We start from the raw sequence: 15,656 nt of genomic DNA, 5'->3' as shown, positions 1-15,656 counted from the left end.
TCCGGTGGTCATGGCGGAGGGGAAACGCCCGGTTACATTCCGAACCCGGAAGCTAAGCCTTCCAGCGCCGATGGTACTGCACGGGGGACCGTGTGGGAGAGTAGGACACCGCCGGACAATTATGTGACAGAAAGGGGCCCTTTACCGAAGGAATTCGGTAAAGGGCCCCTTTCGCGTGCTCTTTGTGTTTCCCCCCGGTTCAACCCCTGGATTCAGCCCCTGGAATCAGAGCTTTCCGGAGGTCTTGAGGGCCAGGTAGGCGTCGGCGAGGGCGGGCGGGAGCTCCTCGGGGTCCGCCTCGACGACCGTGACGCCGAGGCGGCGGAGACGTTCCGCGGTCTGGCGGCGTTCGGCCTGGTAGTGGGCCGCGGCGGCGGCCTCGTAGACCCCGGGGACGGTGCCGCGGGTGCGGGCCATCTCCGCGATCCGCGGATCGCCCACCGCGGCCACCACCACCGTGTGCCGCTGCGTCAACCGGGGCAGGACCGGCAGCAGTCCGACCTCGAGGGGAGCGGCGTCGAGCCCCGTGAACAGGACGATCAGCGAGCGGCGGGGGGCGCCGGCCAGGGCCGCCGCGGCCATGGCGCGGGTGTCGGACTCCACCAGGGCGGGTTCGAGCGAGGCCAGGGCCCGGACCACCGCGGGCAGGACGTCGCGGCCGGCACCGCCGCGCACCGAGGCGCGGAGAGTGCGGTCGAAGGCGAGGAGGTCCACGCGGTCGCCGGCGCGGGTCGCGAGCGCCGTCAGCAGCAGGGCCGCGTCCATCGCCGCGTCCAGGCGCGGCACGTCGCCGACGCGGCCCGCCGAGGTGCGGCCGGTGTCCAGGACGAGGAGCAGGTGGCGGTCGCGCTCGGGGCGCCAGGTGCGGACGGCCACCGCGGACTGGCGGGCGGTCGCGCGCCAGTCGATGGAGCGGACGTCGTCGCCGGGCACGTAGGCGCGGAGGCTGTCGAACTCGGTGCCCTCGCCGCGGCTCAACAGCGTGGTGCGGCCGTCGAGTTCACGGAGCCTCGCCAGCTTGGCCGGCAGGTGCCTGCGGCTGGTGAAGGGCGGCAGGACGCGCAGCGCCCACGGGACCGCGTGGCTGCCTTGGCGGGCGGCGAGGCCGAGGGGGCCGTGCGAGCGGATGGTGACGCGGACCGGCCGGTGCTCCCCGCGGCGGGTCGGGCCGAGGGCCGTGGTGAGGCGGCGGCGTTCGCGGGCCGGCACCGTGAGCCGGTGCCTGGCCGCGGCGTACGCGGTGCCCGGCCGCCAGCTGCTCGGCGGCCAGGCGTCGCGGAGTTCGGCGCGCAGCGGGCGCGCCGAGGGGTTGGTGACGGTCAGCCGGACCAGGGCCTCCTCGCCGAGGCGCACCGAGGTGTCTCCCGAGCGGTCGAGGCGCAGGGTGCGGACCGGGGCGGCCCGGGCCAGGTCGTAGAGGACGGCGGCCAGCAGCGGGAGGGCGACGGCGAGGATGCCGCCCCAGCCGGGGAACAGCGCGGCGACCGGCGCGCCGAGGGCGGCGAGGAGCGCGGTGCGTCCGGTGAGGGCCATCAGCGGGGCACCGGGACGCGGGCGAGCAGGCCGGTGAGGACGCTGTCCGCGGTGACGCCCTCCATCTCGGCCTCGGGGCGGAGGCGGACGCGGTGGCGCAGGGTGGGCAGCGCGAGCGCCTTCACGTCGTCGGGGACGACGTACTCGCGGCCGGAGAGCCAGGCCCAGGCGCGGGAGGTGGCGAGCAGGGCGGTCGCCCCACGGGGGGAGGCGCCCAGCGAGAGGGAGGGGGACTCCCGGGTGGCGCGGCACAGGTCGACGACGTAGGCGGTGACCTCGGGGGCGAGGGTGACCTTGGCGACGGCGGCGCGGGCCGCGGCCAGGTCGGCGGGGCCGGCGACGGGGCGCACGCCGGCCCCGGAGAGGTCGCGGGGGTCGAAGCCGGCGGCGTGCCTGGTGAGGACGTCGATCTCCTGCTCGCGGCTGGGGAGGGGGAGGTTGAGCTTGAGGAGGAAGCGGTCGAGCTGGGCCTCGGGGAGGGGGTAGGTGCCCTCGTATTCGAGGGGGTTCTGGGTGGCGGCGACCATGAAGGGCTCCGGCAGCGGGCGCGGGGCGCCCTCGACGGAGACCTGGCGTTCCTCCATGGCCTCGAGGAGCGACGCCTGGGTCTTGGGCGGGGTGCGGTTGATCTCGTCGGCGAGGAGCAGGTGGGTGAAGACCGGGCCGGGCCGGAAGGAGAACTCGGCGGTGCGGGCGTCGTAGACGAGGGAGCCGGTGACGTCGCTCGGCATCAGGTCGGGGGTGAACTGGACGCGTTTGTGGTCGAGTTCGAGTGCGGTGGCCAGGGTGCGGACCAGGAGGGTCTTGGCGATGCCGGGGACGCCTTCGAGGAGGACGTGGCCGCGGCACAGGAGGGCGACGACCAGGCCGGTGACGGCGGCGTCCTGGCCGACGACGGCCTTGCCGATCTCGGCGCGCAGGGCTTCGAGCGCGGCGTGCGGGCCGGCGGCCGGCCGGTCGGGGCGGTCTGTTGAGACGGTCACGAGCTGCGGTCCTCGCCTTTCCGTGGTGGGTGCGGTGTCGGTGGGGGGTTCTCGTGGGGGGAGAGGCGGCGTTCCAGGTCGTCCAGGGCGCCGGCCAGGCGGACGAGGGCCGGATCGTCCTGGGGCGGGGGCCCGAAGAGGAGGGCGTGGACCTCAGGGGCGGGCCGGCCGGTGTGCGCGGCGACGGCCGCGGCCAGCGCCTCGGGGGCGGGCGCGGTGGGGAGGCCGAGGAGGGGGGCGAGGCGGGCGCGGCAGGCGGCGCGCAGGGCCTCGGCGGCGCGGTCGCGGGCGCCGGCCTGGTGGTAGAGGCGGGCGCGGCCCTCGGTGGTCTCGCCGGCCCGGACGAGGACGGGGAGGGGCTCGGTGAGGAGGGGGCCGAGGCGGCGGGCGCGCCAGAGGGCGGCGAGGCCGAGGGCGATGGCGAGTTGGAGGGTGGCCCAGCGCCAGCCGGGGTCGAGGAGGCCGAACAGGCTGCGCTGTTCCTCCGCGGTGGGGGCGTCCTCGGCGGAGGGGAGGTACCAGACGAGGTGCGGGTGGGCGCCGAGGAGCTGGAGGGCGAGGGAGGCGTTGCCCTGCTCGTCGAGGTGGTCGTTGTAGAGGAGGTCGGGGGTGCCGAGGAGGACGGTGTCGGCGGTGGGGTCCGTGCCGCCGGTGCCGGTGGGGAGGAGCAGGAGGGTGGGCAGGCCGTCGACGGGGTAGCAGGCCGCGGCGCCCTCGGGCGGCGGGGTGCTCAGGGCGTAGCGGTAGCCGCCGAGGCGGGCGGTTCCGGCGCGGCGGGCGGCGTCGAGGGGGCAGTCGGGGGCGCGTTCGGCGGTGGGGGCGGGGGCGGCGGCGGTCACGGTGGGGGCGAGGGCGTCGAGGGCCTGCTGTCCCGGGGCGACGAGGACGGTGCGGCCGCCGCGGGCGGTGGCCTCGGCGAGTCGCCGGCTCGCGTGGGGGGTGAGGGCCTCGGGGTGGGCGACGAGGAGGGTGGTGCCGGGGCCGGTGGCGCGGGCGGCCTCCGCGGCGGTGGTGACGAGGGTGGTGTCGACGCCGTGGCCGGCGAGGAGTTCGGCGAGGGCGCGGCTGCCGGTCGGGGTGGCGGAGCGGGGGTTGAGGGTGCCGGTGTCGCCCGCGGTGAACAGGGCGATGAGCAGGCCGGTGAGGGCGAGTACGGCCGCGGCGGCGAGCGGTCCCCGGGCGCGCCGCCACAGCTGGCGTGCGGTGGGGGAGACGGCGGTGGCGGCGGGTTGCGTGGGCGCGGTGCCCCGGGGTTCCTCGGTGGCCGGCGCGGGGCCGGCGTCCTCGGCGGTTGCCGGGCCGGGGCCGGTCGGGGTGCCGGTGGTGGTCATGGGGCGGCCCAGGCGGGTGCGGTGAGGTCGGGCGTGGTGTGGCGCAGGCGGGTGTCGAGGTCGGCGAGCCTGGCGTAGTCGGCGGGGGTGGCGGGCAGGCCGCCGTAGGCGACGGCGTCGAAGGTGGCGGCGGCCGCGGTGAGTTCGGGGCCCAGGGCGGGGAGCGGGCGGGTGGCCTCGGCGGCGGCCTCGTGGGCGGTGCGGCCGGGGCGCGGGTCGAGGAGGGCGCGTTCCTCCAGGGAGCGGACGAGGGCGCGCATGCGTTCCAGCACGGCCTGCTCCCAGCGGGCGGCGGCGGCGTGTTCCTCGGCGGCGGCGCGGTGCTGGGCGGCGCTGCGGGGCCCGTCGGGGAAGAGGGCGGTGCGGCGGCCGGGGCCCGCGGCGTTGCGCAGGGCGCCGAGGCGCAGGCGCAGGGCGAGGAGGAGGCCGGCGGCGAGGAGGGCGATGAGGAGGAGGCCGAGCCAGCCGCCCGGGGTGTGGAAGGCGGCGGTTTCCAGGGCGTGGAAGAGGTGGTCCCACAGCCAGTTCCAGGCGCGGCGGAAGGGGCCGGGGCGGTGGGCGGCGTAGATCTGCCGGGAGAGTTCCTCGGCGGCCTCGCGCCTGGCCTGCTCGCGGTCGACGGTGACCGGGGGGCCCGGGGGGCCGGCCGCGAGCGGGGTCAGCAGGGGGAGTGCCGTCGTCGGTGAGGGCACGGGGTCAGCTCTCCGGTGTGCCGCTGGGGGAGACGCCGGCGCTGCGGGCGAGTTCGATGTCGAGGGCCTCGCGGCGGATGCGCTGGTCGATGTAGAGCAGGGCGGTGACGCCGGCGCTGATGGGGAGGGTGAGGGTGGAGGAGATGACGGCGCCGATGCCGGAGACGACGAGGTAGGCCCAGGAGGACAGGTCGGTGGAGGATGCCTCGAAGGGGTTGCCGCCGCCGTCGCCCGAGACCCAGCCGGCGATCAGGGAGGTGGGGATCTCCATGATGCCGCCGACCACGGTGATGAGCAGGACGCTCAGCAGGGTGATGCCGAAGACGCGCCACCAGGAGCCGCGGACCAGTTTGAAGGAGCGGCGCAGGGAGGCGACGACGCCCTGGCGCTCCAGGATGAGGGCGGGGGCGGCGAGGGAGGAGGAGATCCACAGCCAGATCGCGAAGACGATGCCGGCGATGGCGACGGCCGCGGTGAGGCCGGGGCTGCCGGTGAGGGCCGCGAGCAGGACGGGGATGCCGACGGCGAGGCCGGCGGCGAGGGGCACCAGGAGCACGAGGCCGAGGAGGCGGGGCAGGCGGCTGCGGGAGTCCTGCCAGGCCTCGCCGATGGTGACGCTGCGGCCGAGGACGGCGCGGCCGACGACCATGGTGAGCATGGCGGTGGCCAGGACCGTGCCGAGGAGGGTGATCAGGCCGGTGATCGAGGTGAAGGCGAAGAGGTCGGCGAGGGCGTCGCGGATCTCGGCGTCGGTGGGGTTGGGGTTGTCCTCCAGGGCGGCGAGGCCGTCGCTGTCGCCGAGCCAGTAGTGCATGGCGAGGGTGGAGATGAGCTGGGTGATGACGGCGATGCCGAGGGCGACGGTGAGGACGGTGCGCCAGTGGGTGCGTGCGGTGGTGACGGCGCCGTCGAGTATTTCCCCGACGCCCAGCGGGCGCAGGGGGATGACGCCCGGCTTGGCGACGAAGAGGTGGGGGTGCCAGCCGCGCCAGCCGCCCCAGCCGCCGTTCTGGCCCTGGCCCCAGCCGGCCTGGCCCTGACCCCAGCCCGGCTGCGGGGCGCCCCAGGTCTGCTGGGGGCCGCCGGGCGGGGTCGTGCCCCAGCCGGGCGGGCCCTGGGGCGGGGGCGCGGTGGTCCAGCCCTGGGGCTGGGCGGGGTGGCCGGCCGGGGGCTGCTGCGGCGCGGGGTCCGCGGGGGGACGGTCGTCCTGGCCGCTCCCGTGGTCCTGGGGGGCGGGGCTTCCGGGCGAGGCCCAGCCCGGCGTGTCACTCACGGTGTCCACCTCGTTTGGTCCGCGGCCCGATGGCTGTTCGACCCGCTGTCTCCGCGCTGTACTCCTAGGCTTTCCTAGGCGCCCATCGTGCCACGGCGCCGCGGGGCCCGCCCCTGGCATGGGGGCGGGTAGGGGTGGGCGCGCGGAGGCGGGGGAGGGATTGCCTTCTCTCGCCGGGGGCGGGCCGGGCAGACTGGCCCAATGGCTGATCTCACACTCCCCGCCCTGCGCTGGGCGGAGCCGCCCGAGGGTCCGGTGCTCGTGTTGCTCGACCAGACGCGGTTGCCGGCCCAGGAGGTGGAGCTGGTGTGCACGGACGTGCCGGGCCTGGTGGGCGCGATCAGGTCGCTCGCGGTACGGGGGGCGCCGGTGCTGGGGCTCGCGGGGGCGTACGGGGTGGCCCTGGCGGCGGCGCGTGGCTACGACGTGGAGGAGGCGGCGCGGCAGCTGGCCGGGGCGCGGCCGACGGCGGTGAATCTGGGGTACGGGGTGCGGCGGGCGCGGGAGGCGTACCTGGCCGCCGGTGGCGGGGCGGCGGGGGCCGCGGCGGCGCTGGCGGAGGCGCGGGCGCTGCACCGGGAGGACGCGGAGGCCGGTGAGCGGCTCGCGGAGTTCGGGCACGAGCTGCTGGCGGAGCTGATGCCGGGCGGTGGGTTCCGGCTGCTGACGCACTGCAACACGGGGTCGCTGGTCTCGGGCGGTGGGGGGACGGCGTTCGCGGTGGTGCGGGCGGCGCACCGGGCGGGGGAGCTGCGGCGGCTGTGGGTGGGGGAGACGCGGCCCCTGCTGCAGGGGGCGCGGCTGACGGCGTACGAGGCGGCGCGGGAGGGGATGCCGTACGCGGTGCTGGCGGACGGGGCGGCGGGCTCGCTGTTCGCGGCGGGCGAGGTGGACGCGGTGCTGATCGGCGCGGACCGGATCGCGGCGGACGGGTCGGTGGCGAACAAGGTGGGCAGCTATCCGCTCGCGGTGCTCGCCCGGCATCACGACGTACCGTTTGTGGTGGTGGCGCCGGTGACGACGGTCGACCCCGAGGCGGCGGACGGCTCGGCGATCCCGGTGGAGCAGCGGCCGGGGCGCGAGGTGACGGAGGTGCGCCCCGGGGTGCAGGTGGCGCCGGTGGGCGCGCAGGCGTACAACCCGGCGTTCGATGTGACGCCGCCGGAGCTGGTGACGGCGATCGTGACGGACCTCGGCGTGGTCTCCCCGGTGGACCGTGGCAACCTTGCGGATGTGTGTTCCAGATCACGTTCGACTAAGTCCTGATCAGGGGATGGGATGATGAAGGCATGAAGGGACGTGTACTCGTCGTCGATGACGACACCGCTCTGGCGGAGATGCTCGGCATCGTGCTGCGCGGGGAGGGGTTCGAGCCGTCTTTCGTGGCCGACGGGGACAAGGCGCTGGCTGCCTTCCGGGAGATCAAGCCCGACCTCGTGCTGCTCGACCTGATGCTGCCGGGGCGGGACGGCATCGAGGTGTGCCGGCTGATCCGGGGCGAGTCGGGCGTGCCGATCGTGATGCTCACCGCGAAGACGGACACGGTCGACGTGGTGGTGGGCCTGGAGTCGGGGGCCGACGACTACATCGTCAAGCCGTTCAAGCCGAAGGAGCTGATCGCCAGGATCAGGGCGCGGCTGCGGCGTTCCGAGGAGCCGGCGCCGGAGCAGCTGGCGATCGGCGACCTGGTGATCGACGTGGCGGGGCACTCGGTGAAGCGGGGCAGTCAGGCGATCTCGCTGACGCCGCTGGAGTTCGACCTGCTGGTGGCGCTGGCGCGCAAGCCGTGGCAGGTTTTCACCCGCGAGGTGCTGCTCGAACAGGTGTGGGGGTACCGGCACGCGGCGGACACGCGGCTGGTGAACGTGCACGTGCAGCGGCTGCGTTCGAAGGTCGAGAAGGACCCGGAGCGGCCGGAGATCGTGGTGACCGTGCGTGGCGTGGGCTACAAGGCCGGGTCAAGCTGAGGTGACCGAGCGGCTGTGGTGGCACCGCTCCCGGTTGCTGACCGAAGGGGCGGCGACCGGGGCTCAGCCCGCCATCCGGATCTTCGGGCGCTGGGCGCGTGGCCCGCTGCTGTCGCTGATGCGGCTGTGGCGGCGCAACATCCAGCTGCGGGTGGTGGCCAGCACGCTGCTCTTGTCGATGGCCGTGGTGCTCGTGCTCGGGATCGTGGTGATCGGGCAGGTGCGCAACGGGCTGCTGGAGGCGAAGCGGCAGACCGCGCAGAGCCAGGCGGCCGGCGGCTTCGAGGTGGCCAGGGAGCGGGCGATCGCCGACGCGACGGAGAGCGCGACCGGGCAGCCGATGGACGCCCGCAGCTGGGAGACGCAGATCGTCGAGCAGCTGGCCAGCGGCGGGCAGGGCGTGTACGCGGTGCTCGCGATGGCCTCGAACCTCTCCAGCGGGCAGTTCGCGGGGGAGCCGGGAGCGGCGCCGCGGGCGCCGCGCGGGCCCGAGGACGTGCGGCCCAAGGAGACGATCTCGCAGGACCTGCGGGAGGCGGTGGACGCCGACCTGGCGACGCACCGGCAGTACGGGACGATCGTGCGGACCGACGGCAGCACCGAGGAGGCGCTGATCATCGGCCGGCGGCTGACCGACAACCAGGGGAACTGGTACCAGCTGTACTACCTGTTCCCCTTCACGCAGGAGGAGAAGTCGCTCAGCCTGGTCACGGGGACGATCGCCACGGCGGGGATCTTCGTGGTGGTGCTGCTCGGGGCGATCGCGTGGCTGGTGGTGCGGCAGGTGGTCACGCCGGTGCGGCTGGCGGCGCGGATCGCCGAGCGGCTGGCGGCCGGGCGGCTGCAGGAGCGGATGAAGGTCAGCGGCGAGGACGACATCGCGCGGCTGGGCGAGTCGTTCAACAAGATGGCCCGCAGCCTGCAGGTGCAGATCCAGCAGCTGGAGGAGCTGTCGCGGATGCAGCGGCGCTTCGTGTCCGACGTGTCGCACGAGCTGCGGACGCCGCTGACGACGGTGCGGATGGCCGCGGACGTGATCCACGAGTCGCGCGGTGAGTTCGACCCGGCCACGGCCAGGTCGGCGGAGCTGCTGCTGAGCCAGCTCGACCGGTTCGAGTCGCTGCTCGCCGACCTGCTGGAGATCAGCAGGTTCGACGCGGGGGCCGCGGTGCTTGAGGCGGAGCTGACCGACCTGCGCGACGTGGTGCACCGGGTCGTGGAGGGCGCCGAGCCGCTGGCCGAGCGCAAGGGGTCGAGGCTGCGGGTGCGCGGGGACGCCAGGCCGGTGGCGGCCGAGGTGGACGCGCGGCGCATCGAGCGGGTGCTGCGCAACCTGGTGGTCAACGCCATCGAGCACGGCGAGGGCCGGGACGTGGTGGTGCGCCTCGCGGCGAGCCGGGACGGCGGCGCGGTCGCGGTCGCGGTGCGCGACTACGGCATCGGCCTGAAGCCGGGCGAGGCGGAGCGGGTGTTCAACAGGTTCTGGCGGGCGGACCCGGCGCGGGCGCGGACGACGGGCGGCACGGGGCTCGGCCTGTCGATCGCGGTGGAGGACGCGCACCTGCACGGCGGGCGCCTTGAGGCGTGGGGCGAGCCGGGCGGGGGCGCCCAGTTCCGGCTGACGCTGCCGCGTTCGGTGGGGGAGCCGCTGCGCGGCTCGCCGATCCCGCTGGAGCCGCACGACTCGCTGCGCAGGCGGCAGGCCGCGGCCGGGGCGGTGATCCCGGCGCAGCAGCGGGCGGTGTCCGTGGCGCACGAGGGCCCGGGGGAGGGCGGCCATGAGGCGTGAGCGTGCCGGGGCGGGCCGGTGGCGCCTCCTCGGCCTGCTGGCGGCGGGCCTCGCGCTGGCGGGCTGCGCCTCGATGCCGGGCAGCGGGCCGGTGCAGCGGGTGGACTCCTCGCAGCGGGCCGACGCCGACTCGCCGGTGCGGGTGTGGGCGGAGGAGCCGGAGGAGGGCGCCACCCCGCAGCAGATCGTGCGCGGCTTCCTGGAGGCGGTGACCAGCGACGACCCGTCCTTCGAGACGGCCAAGCTGTACCTCACGCCGCGGCAGCGGGAGCAGTGGGATCCCTTCGAGAGCACGACGGTGCTGTCGGGCGGGCCCGACGTGGGCCCGATCTACGGCGAGCCCGAGCCGGGCAGCGGCGACGTGTACCGCATCGAGCTGAGCGGGACGCGGCTGGCGACGGTGGACGCGGCGCACGCGTACACCCCGCGGGACGGGGCGTACGAGACGACGCTGCAGCTGCGGCTCGTGGACGGGGAGTGGCGGATCGACTCGCTGCCGCCCGGCCTGGTGGTGGGCGAGTCCGACTTCCGCCGCATCTACCGGCCGGTGAACCTGTACTACTACGCGGATCTGGGCGCGGAGGCCGGGCGGGTGGCGCACGGGGCGGACGTGCTGGTGGCCGACCCGATCTACGTGCGGCGCCGCATCCAGCCGGTCGAGGAGGCGGTGCGGACCCTGCTGAACGGGCCGGGGGACTGGCTGGCCCCCGTGGTGAGCTCCGCCTTTCCCGAGGGGGTGGGCCTGGCCGAGGGGCACCCGCCGACGGTGGACGAGTCGGGGGCGCTGCCGGTGTGGCTGACGGGGGTGCCCACGGACTGGCCCCTCTACCGCTGCGAGCGGATGGCGGCGCAGCTGCTGCACACGGCCTCGAACGTGGCCTCGGCCGAGGTGACGGAGGCGAAGCTGTACACCGAGAGCGGCGACTCGCTGTGCTCGGTGAGCGCGGGCGAGGCGGGGGACCACGCGCCCGGGCTGCTGGACGGCGACCTGGCGCGGCCCTACTTCGTGGACGGCGACCAGCGGCTGGTCGCGGCGGCCGACGAGGACGGCGGCGCCCGGCCGGTGCCGGGGGCGCTCGGCGAGGAGGACGCGGGGCTGCGTTCCGCCGCGGTCTCCCGGGACGGCGATCAGGCGGCCGGGGTCAGCGCGGACGGCTCGGAGCTGCTGGTGGCGCCGCTGACCGGCGGCAAGGAGGCCGAGAGCGTGTACAGCAGCGGCTCCTCGGGGGAGGGCGCCGGGCTGAGCGCGCCCAGCTGGGACGGGCTGGGAGACCTGTGGGTGGCCGACCTGGACCCGGACCGGCCGCGGCTGCTGCGGCTGAGCGGCGGCGCGGGCGAGGCGCAGGAGATTCCGGTCGACGGGCTGCACGCGGGGGAGACGATCCAGGCGCTGCGGCTGGCCTCCGACGGGGTCCGGATCGCGGTGCTCGTCGACAACGGGTCGAGCACCTCGCTGAAGCTGGGCCGGGTCAAGCGGTCCGACACCGGCCAGGGCGTGGTGGCCGAGGTGGACGGGCTGCGGCCGGTGGCGCCGCAGCTGGCGGACGTGGCGGCGGTCTCCTGGGCCGGCGGCAGCAGGCTGGTGGTCGTGGGCCGGCCGGCGGACGGCGTGGAGCAGTTGCTGTACGTGGAGACCGACGGGTCGACGGCGAGCACGGCGACGGTGCCGGGGCTGAACGACGTCACCGGGGTGGCGGCCTCCGAGGACGAGAACGAGCCGCTGCTGGCGCAGACGGGGACGGCGATCGCCCTGCTCCAGGACAACGCCCAGTGGAAGCGGGTCGACGCGGGCCTGGCGCCGGTCTATCCGGGCTGAGCGGGTCTTCCGGGAGCCTTCCCGGATCTTCTCCGGGCCGAGCGGCCGGGGTTGCGGGTGGGGCCGCGTCTGCCGCCGGGGGCCGGGGAGCCCGCTTCCGGCGGGGCAGGGTTAGCGGCCGGCGTCAGCGGCCGGGGCCGGGAATGCCCCCTGCGGGGAATTGGCGGGCCCGGCGCGGTCCGTCACGGTGGGGACATGCGCGGTTGGTGGCGTGAGCTGTCCTCGCTGGTGCTGCCCACGGAGTGCGCCGGCTGCGGAGGGGCGCGTGAGGTGCTGTGCGAGCCGTGCCGGGCGCTGCTGCGGGCGGGGCCGGCGCGGCGGGTGCGCCCGGTGCCGGAGCCGGCCGGGCTGCCCCCGGTGTACGCCGCCGTCCGCTACGCCGACCAGGGCCGGGCGGTGCTGCTCGCCCACAAGGAACGCGGGGCGCTGATGCTGGCCGGGCCGCTCGGGCGCGCGCTGGCGCTGAGCGTGCGGGCGGCCTGCGTCCAGGGGCCGCAGGCGGCGGCGCCCGGCCGGGTGCTCGGGCTGGTGCCGGTGCCCTCGGCGCGGGCCGCGGTGGCCAGGCGCGGGCACGACCCCGTGCGCAGGATCGCGCTGGCCGCCGCCGGATGGCTGCGGCGCGAGGGGCTTGCGGTGCGGGTGCGGCCGGTGCTGCGGCAGCGGCGGCCCGTGGCCGATCAGGCGGGCCTGGGCGCGCGGCAACGGGCCGTGAACCTCGCCGGGGCGCTGGCCGTGCGGCCCGGCGCGCTGGCGGCGGGGGAGCCGGTGGTGCTGGTGGACGACCTGGTCACCACCGGGGCCTCGCTGGCGGAGGCGGCGCGGGCGCTGCGGGAGGCGGGCGGCCTGCCCCTGGGGGCCGCGGTGGTGGCCGGTCCCTCGAACGGGTGGTTCTGACGTACGCGTCGGTAGGGGTGTCACAAGAGGGGACCGCGAGGTAGGTTCGGCAGGAGAAGGACCACAAAGGAACACGAACAGGGAGAAGGCGGCGGAAACCGCCCCGGGGAGCCGCACGGTGCGGCCCGGGTGCGCGCCGCGCGAGTGGGGCCGGGCCCGGGGCCGGCGGCCTCCCGCAGGCCGTGAATGTTCCGTCGCGCACGCTGCGAACCGTCCCCCGAGGGCACGAATTCCGACCGTTGTGCAGCCGAACCCGTCACTTTCGCGGGGGTTGTGATCTTCGTGCCGGGGGAGAAGAGGTGAAAGCCGTAACCCCGAGTCAAGGCCGGCCGGGGCGCTGAGGACACCGAAGGGCGTGTAACCCGGCCGGGATACTGCACCAAGGAGCCGCTCCGCCGCGGGTGGAGCGGTCCGGGAACGGAGTTCTCGTGGACATTGTCGTCAAGGGTCGCAAGACGGATGTGCCGGAGCGATTCCGGAGGTATGTGGCCGAGAAGCTCAAGCTGGAGAAGATCCAGAGGATCGACGGCAAGGTGACCCGCCTGGACGTGGAGGTGTCCAAGGAGCACAACCCGCGCCTGGCGGACCGTTCCGACCGAGTGGAGATCACGCTGCGCCACCGCGGGCCCGTCGTGCGGGCCGAGGCGGCGGCGGCCGACCCGTACGGCGCGCTGAACCTGGCGGTGGAAAAGCTGGAGTCGCGGCTGCGCAGGCAGCACGACAAGCGCCGCTGCCGCCGCGGGCGCGGGCGCATCCCGGCCAGCGAGGTCGGCGAGGTGGTGCCGGACGCGGCCCCGCTGAACGGCGAGGGGGCGGCGCGGGCCGAGGCGGCCGGGCCGCCGCCGGTGCGCAGGCTCGGCTCGGTCGTCGTGGAGGGGGAGGGCCCGCTGGTCGTCCGCGAGAAGACGCACCGCGCGGGGCCGATGTCCCTCGACCAGGCGCTGTACGAGATGGAGCTGGTGGGCCACGACTTCTACCTGTTCGTGGACGCGGAGACCAAGCAGCCCAGCGTGGTCTACCGGCGGCACGCCTACGACTACGGCGTGATCCACCTGGAGACCGACCCGCTCGCCGAGGCGGCCCCGCAGGGCGCGGGAGGCGCACTGGGCGCCTGAGCGCACGCTCCCCACGGTGACGCCCGTGACCGGATCGCGGAACCGGTCACGGGCGCCGCCATGGAATCATGGGGTTGCCGAGGGTGGCAGTCCCGGTACGGTCGGCAGGGGGAGGATGCGATGGTGGACACGTTCGGGCCCACGATGCCGCACGGTCGGCGGGGCGAGGGCGAGACGGCGCCCGGGGGTGAGCGGCAGGAGCCGATCAGGGTGCTGGTGGTCGACGACCACGAGCTGTTCCGGCGCGGCCTGGAGATCGTGCTCGCGCAGGAGGAGGACATCCAGGTCGTGGGGGAGGCCGGGGACGGCGCCGAGGCCGTGGAGAAGGCCGCCGACCTGCTGCCCGACATCGTGCTGATGGACGTGCGGATGCCGCGGCGCGGCGGCATCGAGGCCTGCACCTCCATCAAGGAGGTGGCGCCCAGCGCGCGGATCATCATGCTGACCATCAGCGACGAGGAAGCCGACCTCTACGACGCCATCAAGGCCGGGGCCACCGGCTACCTGCTGAAGGAGATCTCCACCGACGAGGTGACCGCGGCGATCCGCGCGGTGGCCGACGGGCAGTCCCAGATCAGCCCCTCGATGGCGGCCAAGCTGCTCACCGAGTTCAAGTCGATGATCCAGCGCACCGACGAACGGCCCCTGGTGCCGGCGCCGAAGCTGACCGACCGCGAACTGGAGGTGCTCAAGCTCGTCGCCACCGGGCGCAACAACCGGGACATCGCCAAGGAGCTCTTCATCAGTGAGAACACGGTGAAGAACCACGTGCGCAACATCCTGGAGAAGCTCCAGCTGCACTCCCGCATGGAGGCCGTCGTCTACGCGATGCGGGAGAAGATCCTGGACCTGGAAACCGGCTGAGCGACCGGCCGGCTGACGGGCGCCCGCCGCCGGTCGGCCCCCGCCTGGCCGCCCCCTAGCCGCCCAGCCGCGCCACCGCCGCGGTGAGCGGCGCGTGCAGCGCGGCCGGAGTCGTCCGCTCCACCCGGATCGCGGAGCAGCCCACCCAGCGGGCGGCCTCCGCCAGGGCCTCGGCCATCGGCTCCACCGCCTTGCGCGCCCTGGCCTCGCCGCCCTCGAACGCCGCGTGCCTGGCCACCAGGGTCCTGCCCTCGCGCGCCGGGTCCACCCGGCCGAGCAGCCGCCCGCCGGCGAGCAGGGGCATCGTGAAGTAGCCGTATATGCGCTTGGGGCCGGGCACGTACGCCTCCAGGCGGTGCACGAAGCCGAAGATCCGCTCGGTGCGCGGCCGGTCCCACACCAGCGAGTCGAAGGGCGAGAGCAGCGTGGTGCGGTGCCTGCCGCGCGGCGGGGATGCCAGCGCCGCCGGGTCGGCCCAGGCGCGGTGCCGCCCCGCATCCCGCCCGGCCGTGGACCAGCCCGCCACCTCGACGGGCACCAGGCCGGTGTCCGCTATCACCGAGGCCACCTGCGCGCCGGTCAGCCGGTGGTAGTCGGCCAGGTCGGCCTGCGTGGCCACGCCGAGCGCGGCGCCCGCCTGGGCCACCAGCCGGCGCAGGCAGTCGGCGTCGTCCAGGTCGTCGTGGCAGAGGCCGGCCGGGATCGCGCGCTCGGCCAGGTCGTACACCCGCTTCCAGCCTCGCCTGCGGGTGACCACCACCTCCCCGCTCGCGAGGGCGCGCTCGGCCGCCCGCTTGGTGTCGCTCCAGTCCCACCAGGGCCCGCCGTTCTTCGCGCCGCCGAGCTCGGTGGCGGTCAGCGGGCCCTCGGCGCGCAGCCTGGCCAGGACCTTCTCCCGCGCGGCGGCCGGCGGCTCCTGCTCCCGCGCGGCCCTGGCCCGGTAGTGCCTGCGGCGGAAGGCGAACAGCGGCCACTCCTCCAAGGGGAGCACGCAGGCGGCGTGCGACCAGTACTCGAAGGCGGCCTCCCCGCTCCAGTAGGCCGCCTCCACGGCCGGGCGGCCCACGGCGCCGAGCCTGGCGTACGGCAGCAGCTCGTGGGAGCGGGCGAGCACCGAGATGGTGTCGAGCTGCACGGCGCCCAGGCGCCGGAGCACGCCCCGCACCCCGGCCTTGCGATCGGGGGCGCCGAGCAGACCCTGGGCGCGCAGCGCGAGGCGGCGGGCCTCGTCGGCGGAGAGCTCGGCGGTGGGTTGCGTGGAAGCGGCAGTCATGCGTGGGATCGTACGGCCGACCACTGACACTCCTTCCGCCGCTCGCATACCATGGCCGGTGCGGCGGGGGCATCCGCTGTGCCCGCGACATCCATATTGGCGCCAGGCCCGACCGGCAAGGAGACC

General features: G+C 75.6%; 13 protein-coding genes and 1 rRNA gene. 8 read left to right on the top strand and 6 right to left on the bottom strand.

What is annotated here, in order from left to right; all coding sequences use genetic code 11:
- Window positions 1–117: ribosomal RNA gene (gene rrf, locus D7294_RS20755) — 5S ribosomal RNA — on the top strand.
- Between the two features lie 108 nt (window positions 118–225).
- On the opposite strand, the gene D7294_RS20750 is transcribed toward rrf, so the two are convergent.
- Genes D7294_RS20750 through D7294_RS20730 form a run of 5 tightly spaced genes read right to left on the bottom strand, consistent with a single transcriptional unit; the run spans window position 226 to window position 5,812 of the window.
- Window positions 226–1,533, bottom strand: coding sequence for a DUF58 domain-containing protein (locus D7294_RS20750; protein ID WP_120681967.1), 1,308 nt, complete (start codon window positions 1,531–1,533; stop codon window positions 226–228).
- Window positions 1,533–2,516 (bottom strand): AAA family ATPase, encoded by a 984-nt coding sequence (locus D7294_RS20745; RefSeq protein ID WP_120681965.1) that lies wholly within the window; start codon window positions 2,514–2,516, stop codon window positions 1,533–1,535. The genes D7294_RS20750 and D7294_RS20745 overlap by 1 nt, the downstream gene beginning before the upstream one ends.
- Window positions 2,513–3,847, bottom strand: a complete 1,335-nt coding sequence (locus D7294_RS20740) for a DUF4350 domain-containing protein (protein ID WP_120681963.1) — start codon at window positions 3,845–3,847, stop codon at window positions 2,513–2,515. The genes D7294_RS20745 and D7294_RS20740 overlap by 4 nt, the downstream gene beginning before the upstream one ends.
- Window positions 3,844–4,539 carry a DUF4129 domain-containing protein gene (locus D7294_RS20735; RefSeq protein ID WP_241562513.1) on the bottom strand — a complete coding sequence of 232 codons (696 nt, stop codon included), beginning with the start codon at window positions 4,537–4,539 and terminating at the stop codon, window positions 3,844–3,846. Before D7294_RS20735 ends, D7294_RS20740 begins: the two co-directional genes overlap by 4 nt.
- A 4-nt stretch (window positions 4,540–4,543) precedes the next feature.
- Window positions 4,544–5,812, bottom strand: coding sequence for a DUF7544 domain-containing protein (locus D7294_RS20730; protein ID WP_120682009.1), 1,269 nt, complete (start codon window positions 5,810–5,812; stop codon window positions 4,544–4,546).
- Between the two features lie 201 nt (window positions 5,813–6,013).
- Here D7294_RS20730 and mtnA point away from each other — a divergent pair, with 201 nt between their 5' ends.
- The 7 genes from mtnA (at window position 6,014) to D7294_RS20695 (ending at window position 14,257) form a co-directional block, all read left to right on the top strand.
- A complete protein-coding gene (gene mtnA, locus D7294_RS20725) occupies window positions 6,014–7,078 on the top strand; it encodes an S-methyl-5-thioribose-1-phosphate isomerase (RefSeq protein WP_120681961.1) in 1,065 nt (354 codons plus the stop codon).
- A 23-nt stretch (window positions 7,079–7,101) separates the two neighbouring features.
- Window positions 7,102–7,779: a two-component system response regulator MtrA gene (mtrA, locus tag D7294_RS20720; protein WP_120681959.1), complete on the top strand. Its 678-nt coding sequence runs from the start codon at window positions 7,102–7,104 to the stop codon at window positions 7,777–7,779.
- Between the two features lies 1 nt (window position 7,780).
- On the top strand, window positions 7,781–9,568 hold the full coding sequence (mtrB, locus tag D7294_RS20715) for an MtrAB system histidine kinase MtrB (protein WP_120681957.1): 1,788 nt from the start codon (window positions 7,781–7,783) through the stop codon (window positions 9,566–9,568).
- A complete protein-coding gene (locus D7294_RS20710; protein WP_120681954.1) occupies window positions 9,558–11,384 on the top strand; it encodes an LpqB family beta-propeller domain-containing protein in 1,827 nt (608 codons plus the stop codon). The genes mtrB and D7294_RS20710 overlap by 11 nt, the downstream gene beginning before the upstream one ends.
- Window positions 11,385–11,579: 195 nt before the next feature.
- On the top strand, window positions 11,580–12,278 hold the full coding sequence (locus tag D7294_RS20705; protein ID WP_120681952.1) for a ComF family protein: 699 nt from the start codon (window positions 11,580–11,582) through the stop codon (window positions 12,276–12,278).
- A gap of 428 nt (window positions 12,279–12,706) precedes the next feature.
- Window positions 12,707–13,393, top strand: a complete 687-nt coding sequence (hpf, locus tag D7294_RS20700) for a ribosome hibernation-promoting factor, HPF/YfiA family (RefSeq protein WP_120681950.1) — start codon at window positions 12,707–12,709, stop codon at window positions 13,391–13,393.
- Between the two features lie 120 nt (window positions 13,394–13,513).
- Window positions 13,514–14,257 carry a response regulator gene (locus D7294_RS20695; RefSeq protein WP_120681948.1) on the top strand — a complete coding sequence of 248 codons (744 nt, stop codon included), beginning with the start codon at window positions 13,514–13,516 and terminating at the stop codon, window positions 14,255–14,257.
- A 55-nt stretch (window positions 14,258–14,312) separates the two neighbouring features.
- On the opposite strand, the gene D7294_RS20690 is transcribed toward D7294_RS20695, so the two are convergent.
- On the bottom strand, window positions 14,313–15,530 hold the full coding sequence (locus tag D7294_RS20690) for a winged helix-turn-helix domain-containing protein (RefSeq protein WP_120681946.1): 1,218 nt from the start codon (window positions 15,528–15,530) through the stop codon (window positions 14,313–14,315).
- Window positions 15,531–15,656: the final 126 nt, after the last annotated feature.

It is taken from the genome of Streptomyces hoynatensis (assembly GCF_003626535.1).
GTDB classification, from domain to species: domain Bacteria; phylum Actinomycetota; class Actinomycetes; order Streptomycetales; family Streptomycetaceae; genus Streptomyces; species Streptomyces hoynatensis.
The sequence above is the reverse complement of the archived record's forward strand: the minus strand, read 5'-3'. Positions and strand labels throughout refer to the sequence as shown.

Bases quoted from the DNA above. Each gene is read 5' to 3' on its own strand.
- D7294_RS20710 (WP_120681954.1), top strand. From the start codon at position 9,558: ATGAGGCGTGAGCGTGCCGGGGCGGGCCGGTGGCGCCTCCTCGGCCTG.
- D7294_RS20695 (WP_120681948.1), top strand. From the start codon at position 13,514: ATGGTGGACACGTTCGGGCCCACGATGCCGCACGGTCGGCGGGGCGAG.
- mtnA (WP_120681961.1), top strand. From the start codon at position 6,014: ATGGCTGATCTCACACTCCCCGCCCTGCGCTGGGCGGAGCCGCCCGAG.
- D7294_RS20750 (WP_120681967.1), bottom strand. From the start codon at position 1,533: ATGGCCCTCACCGGACGCACCGCGCTCCTCGCCGCCCTCGGCGCGCCG.
- D7294_RS20705 (WP_120681952.1), top strand. From the start codon at position 11,580: ATGCGCGGTTGGTGGCGTGAGCTGTCCTCGCTGGTGCTGCCCACGGAG.
- mtrA (WP_120681959.1), top strand. From the start codon at position 7,102: ATGAAGGGACGTGTACTCGTCGTCGATGACGACACCGCTCTGGCGGAG.
- D7294_RS20690 (WP_120681946.1), bottom strand. From the start codon at position 15,530: ATGACTGCCGCTTCCACGCAACCCACCGCCGAGCTCTCCGCCGACGAG.
- D7294_RS20740 (WP_120681963.1), bottom strand. From the start codon at position 3,847: ATGACCACCACCGGCACCCCGACCGGCCCCGGCCCGGCAACCGCCGAG.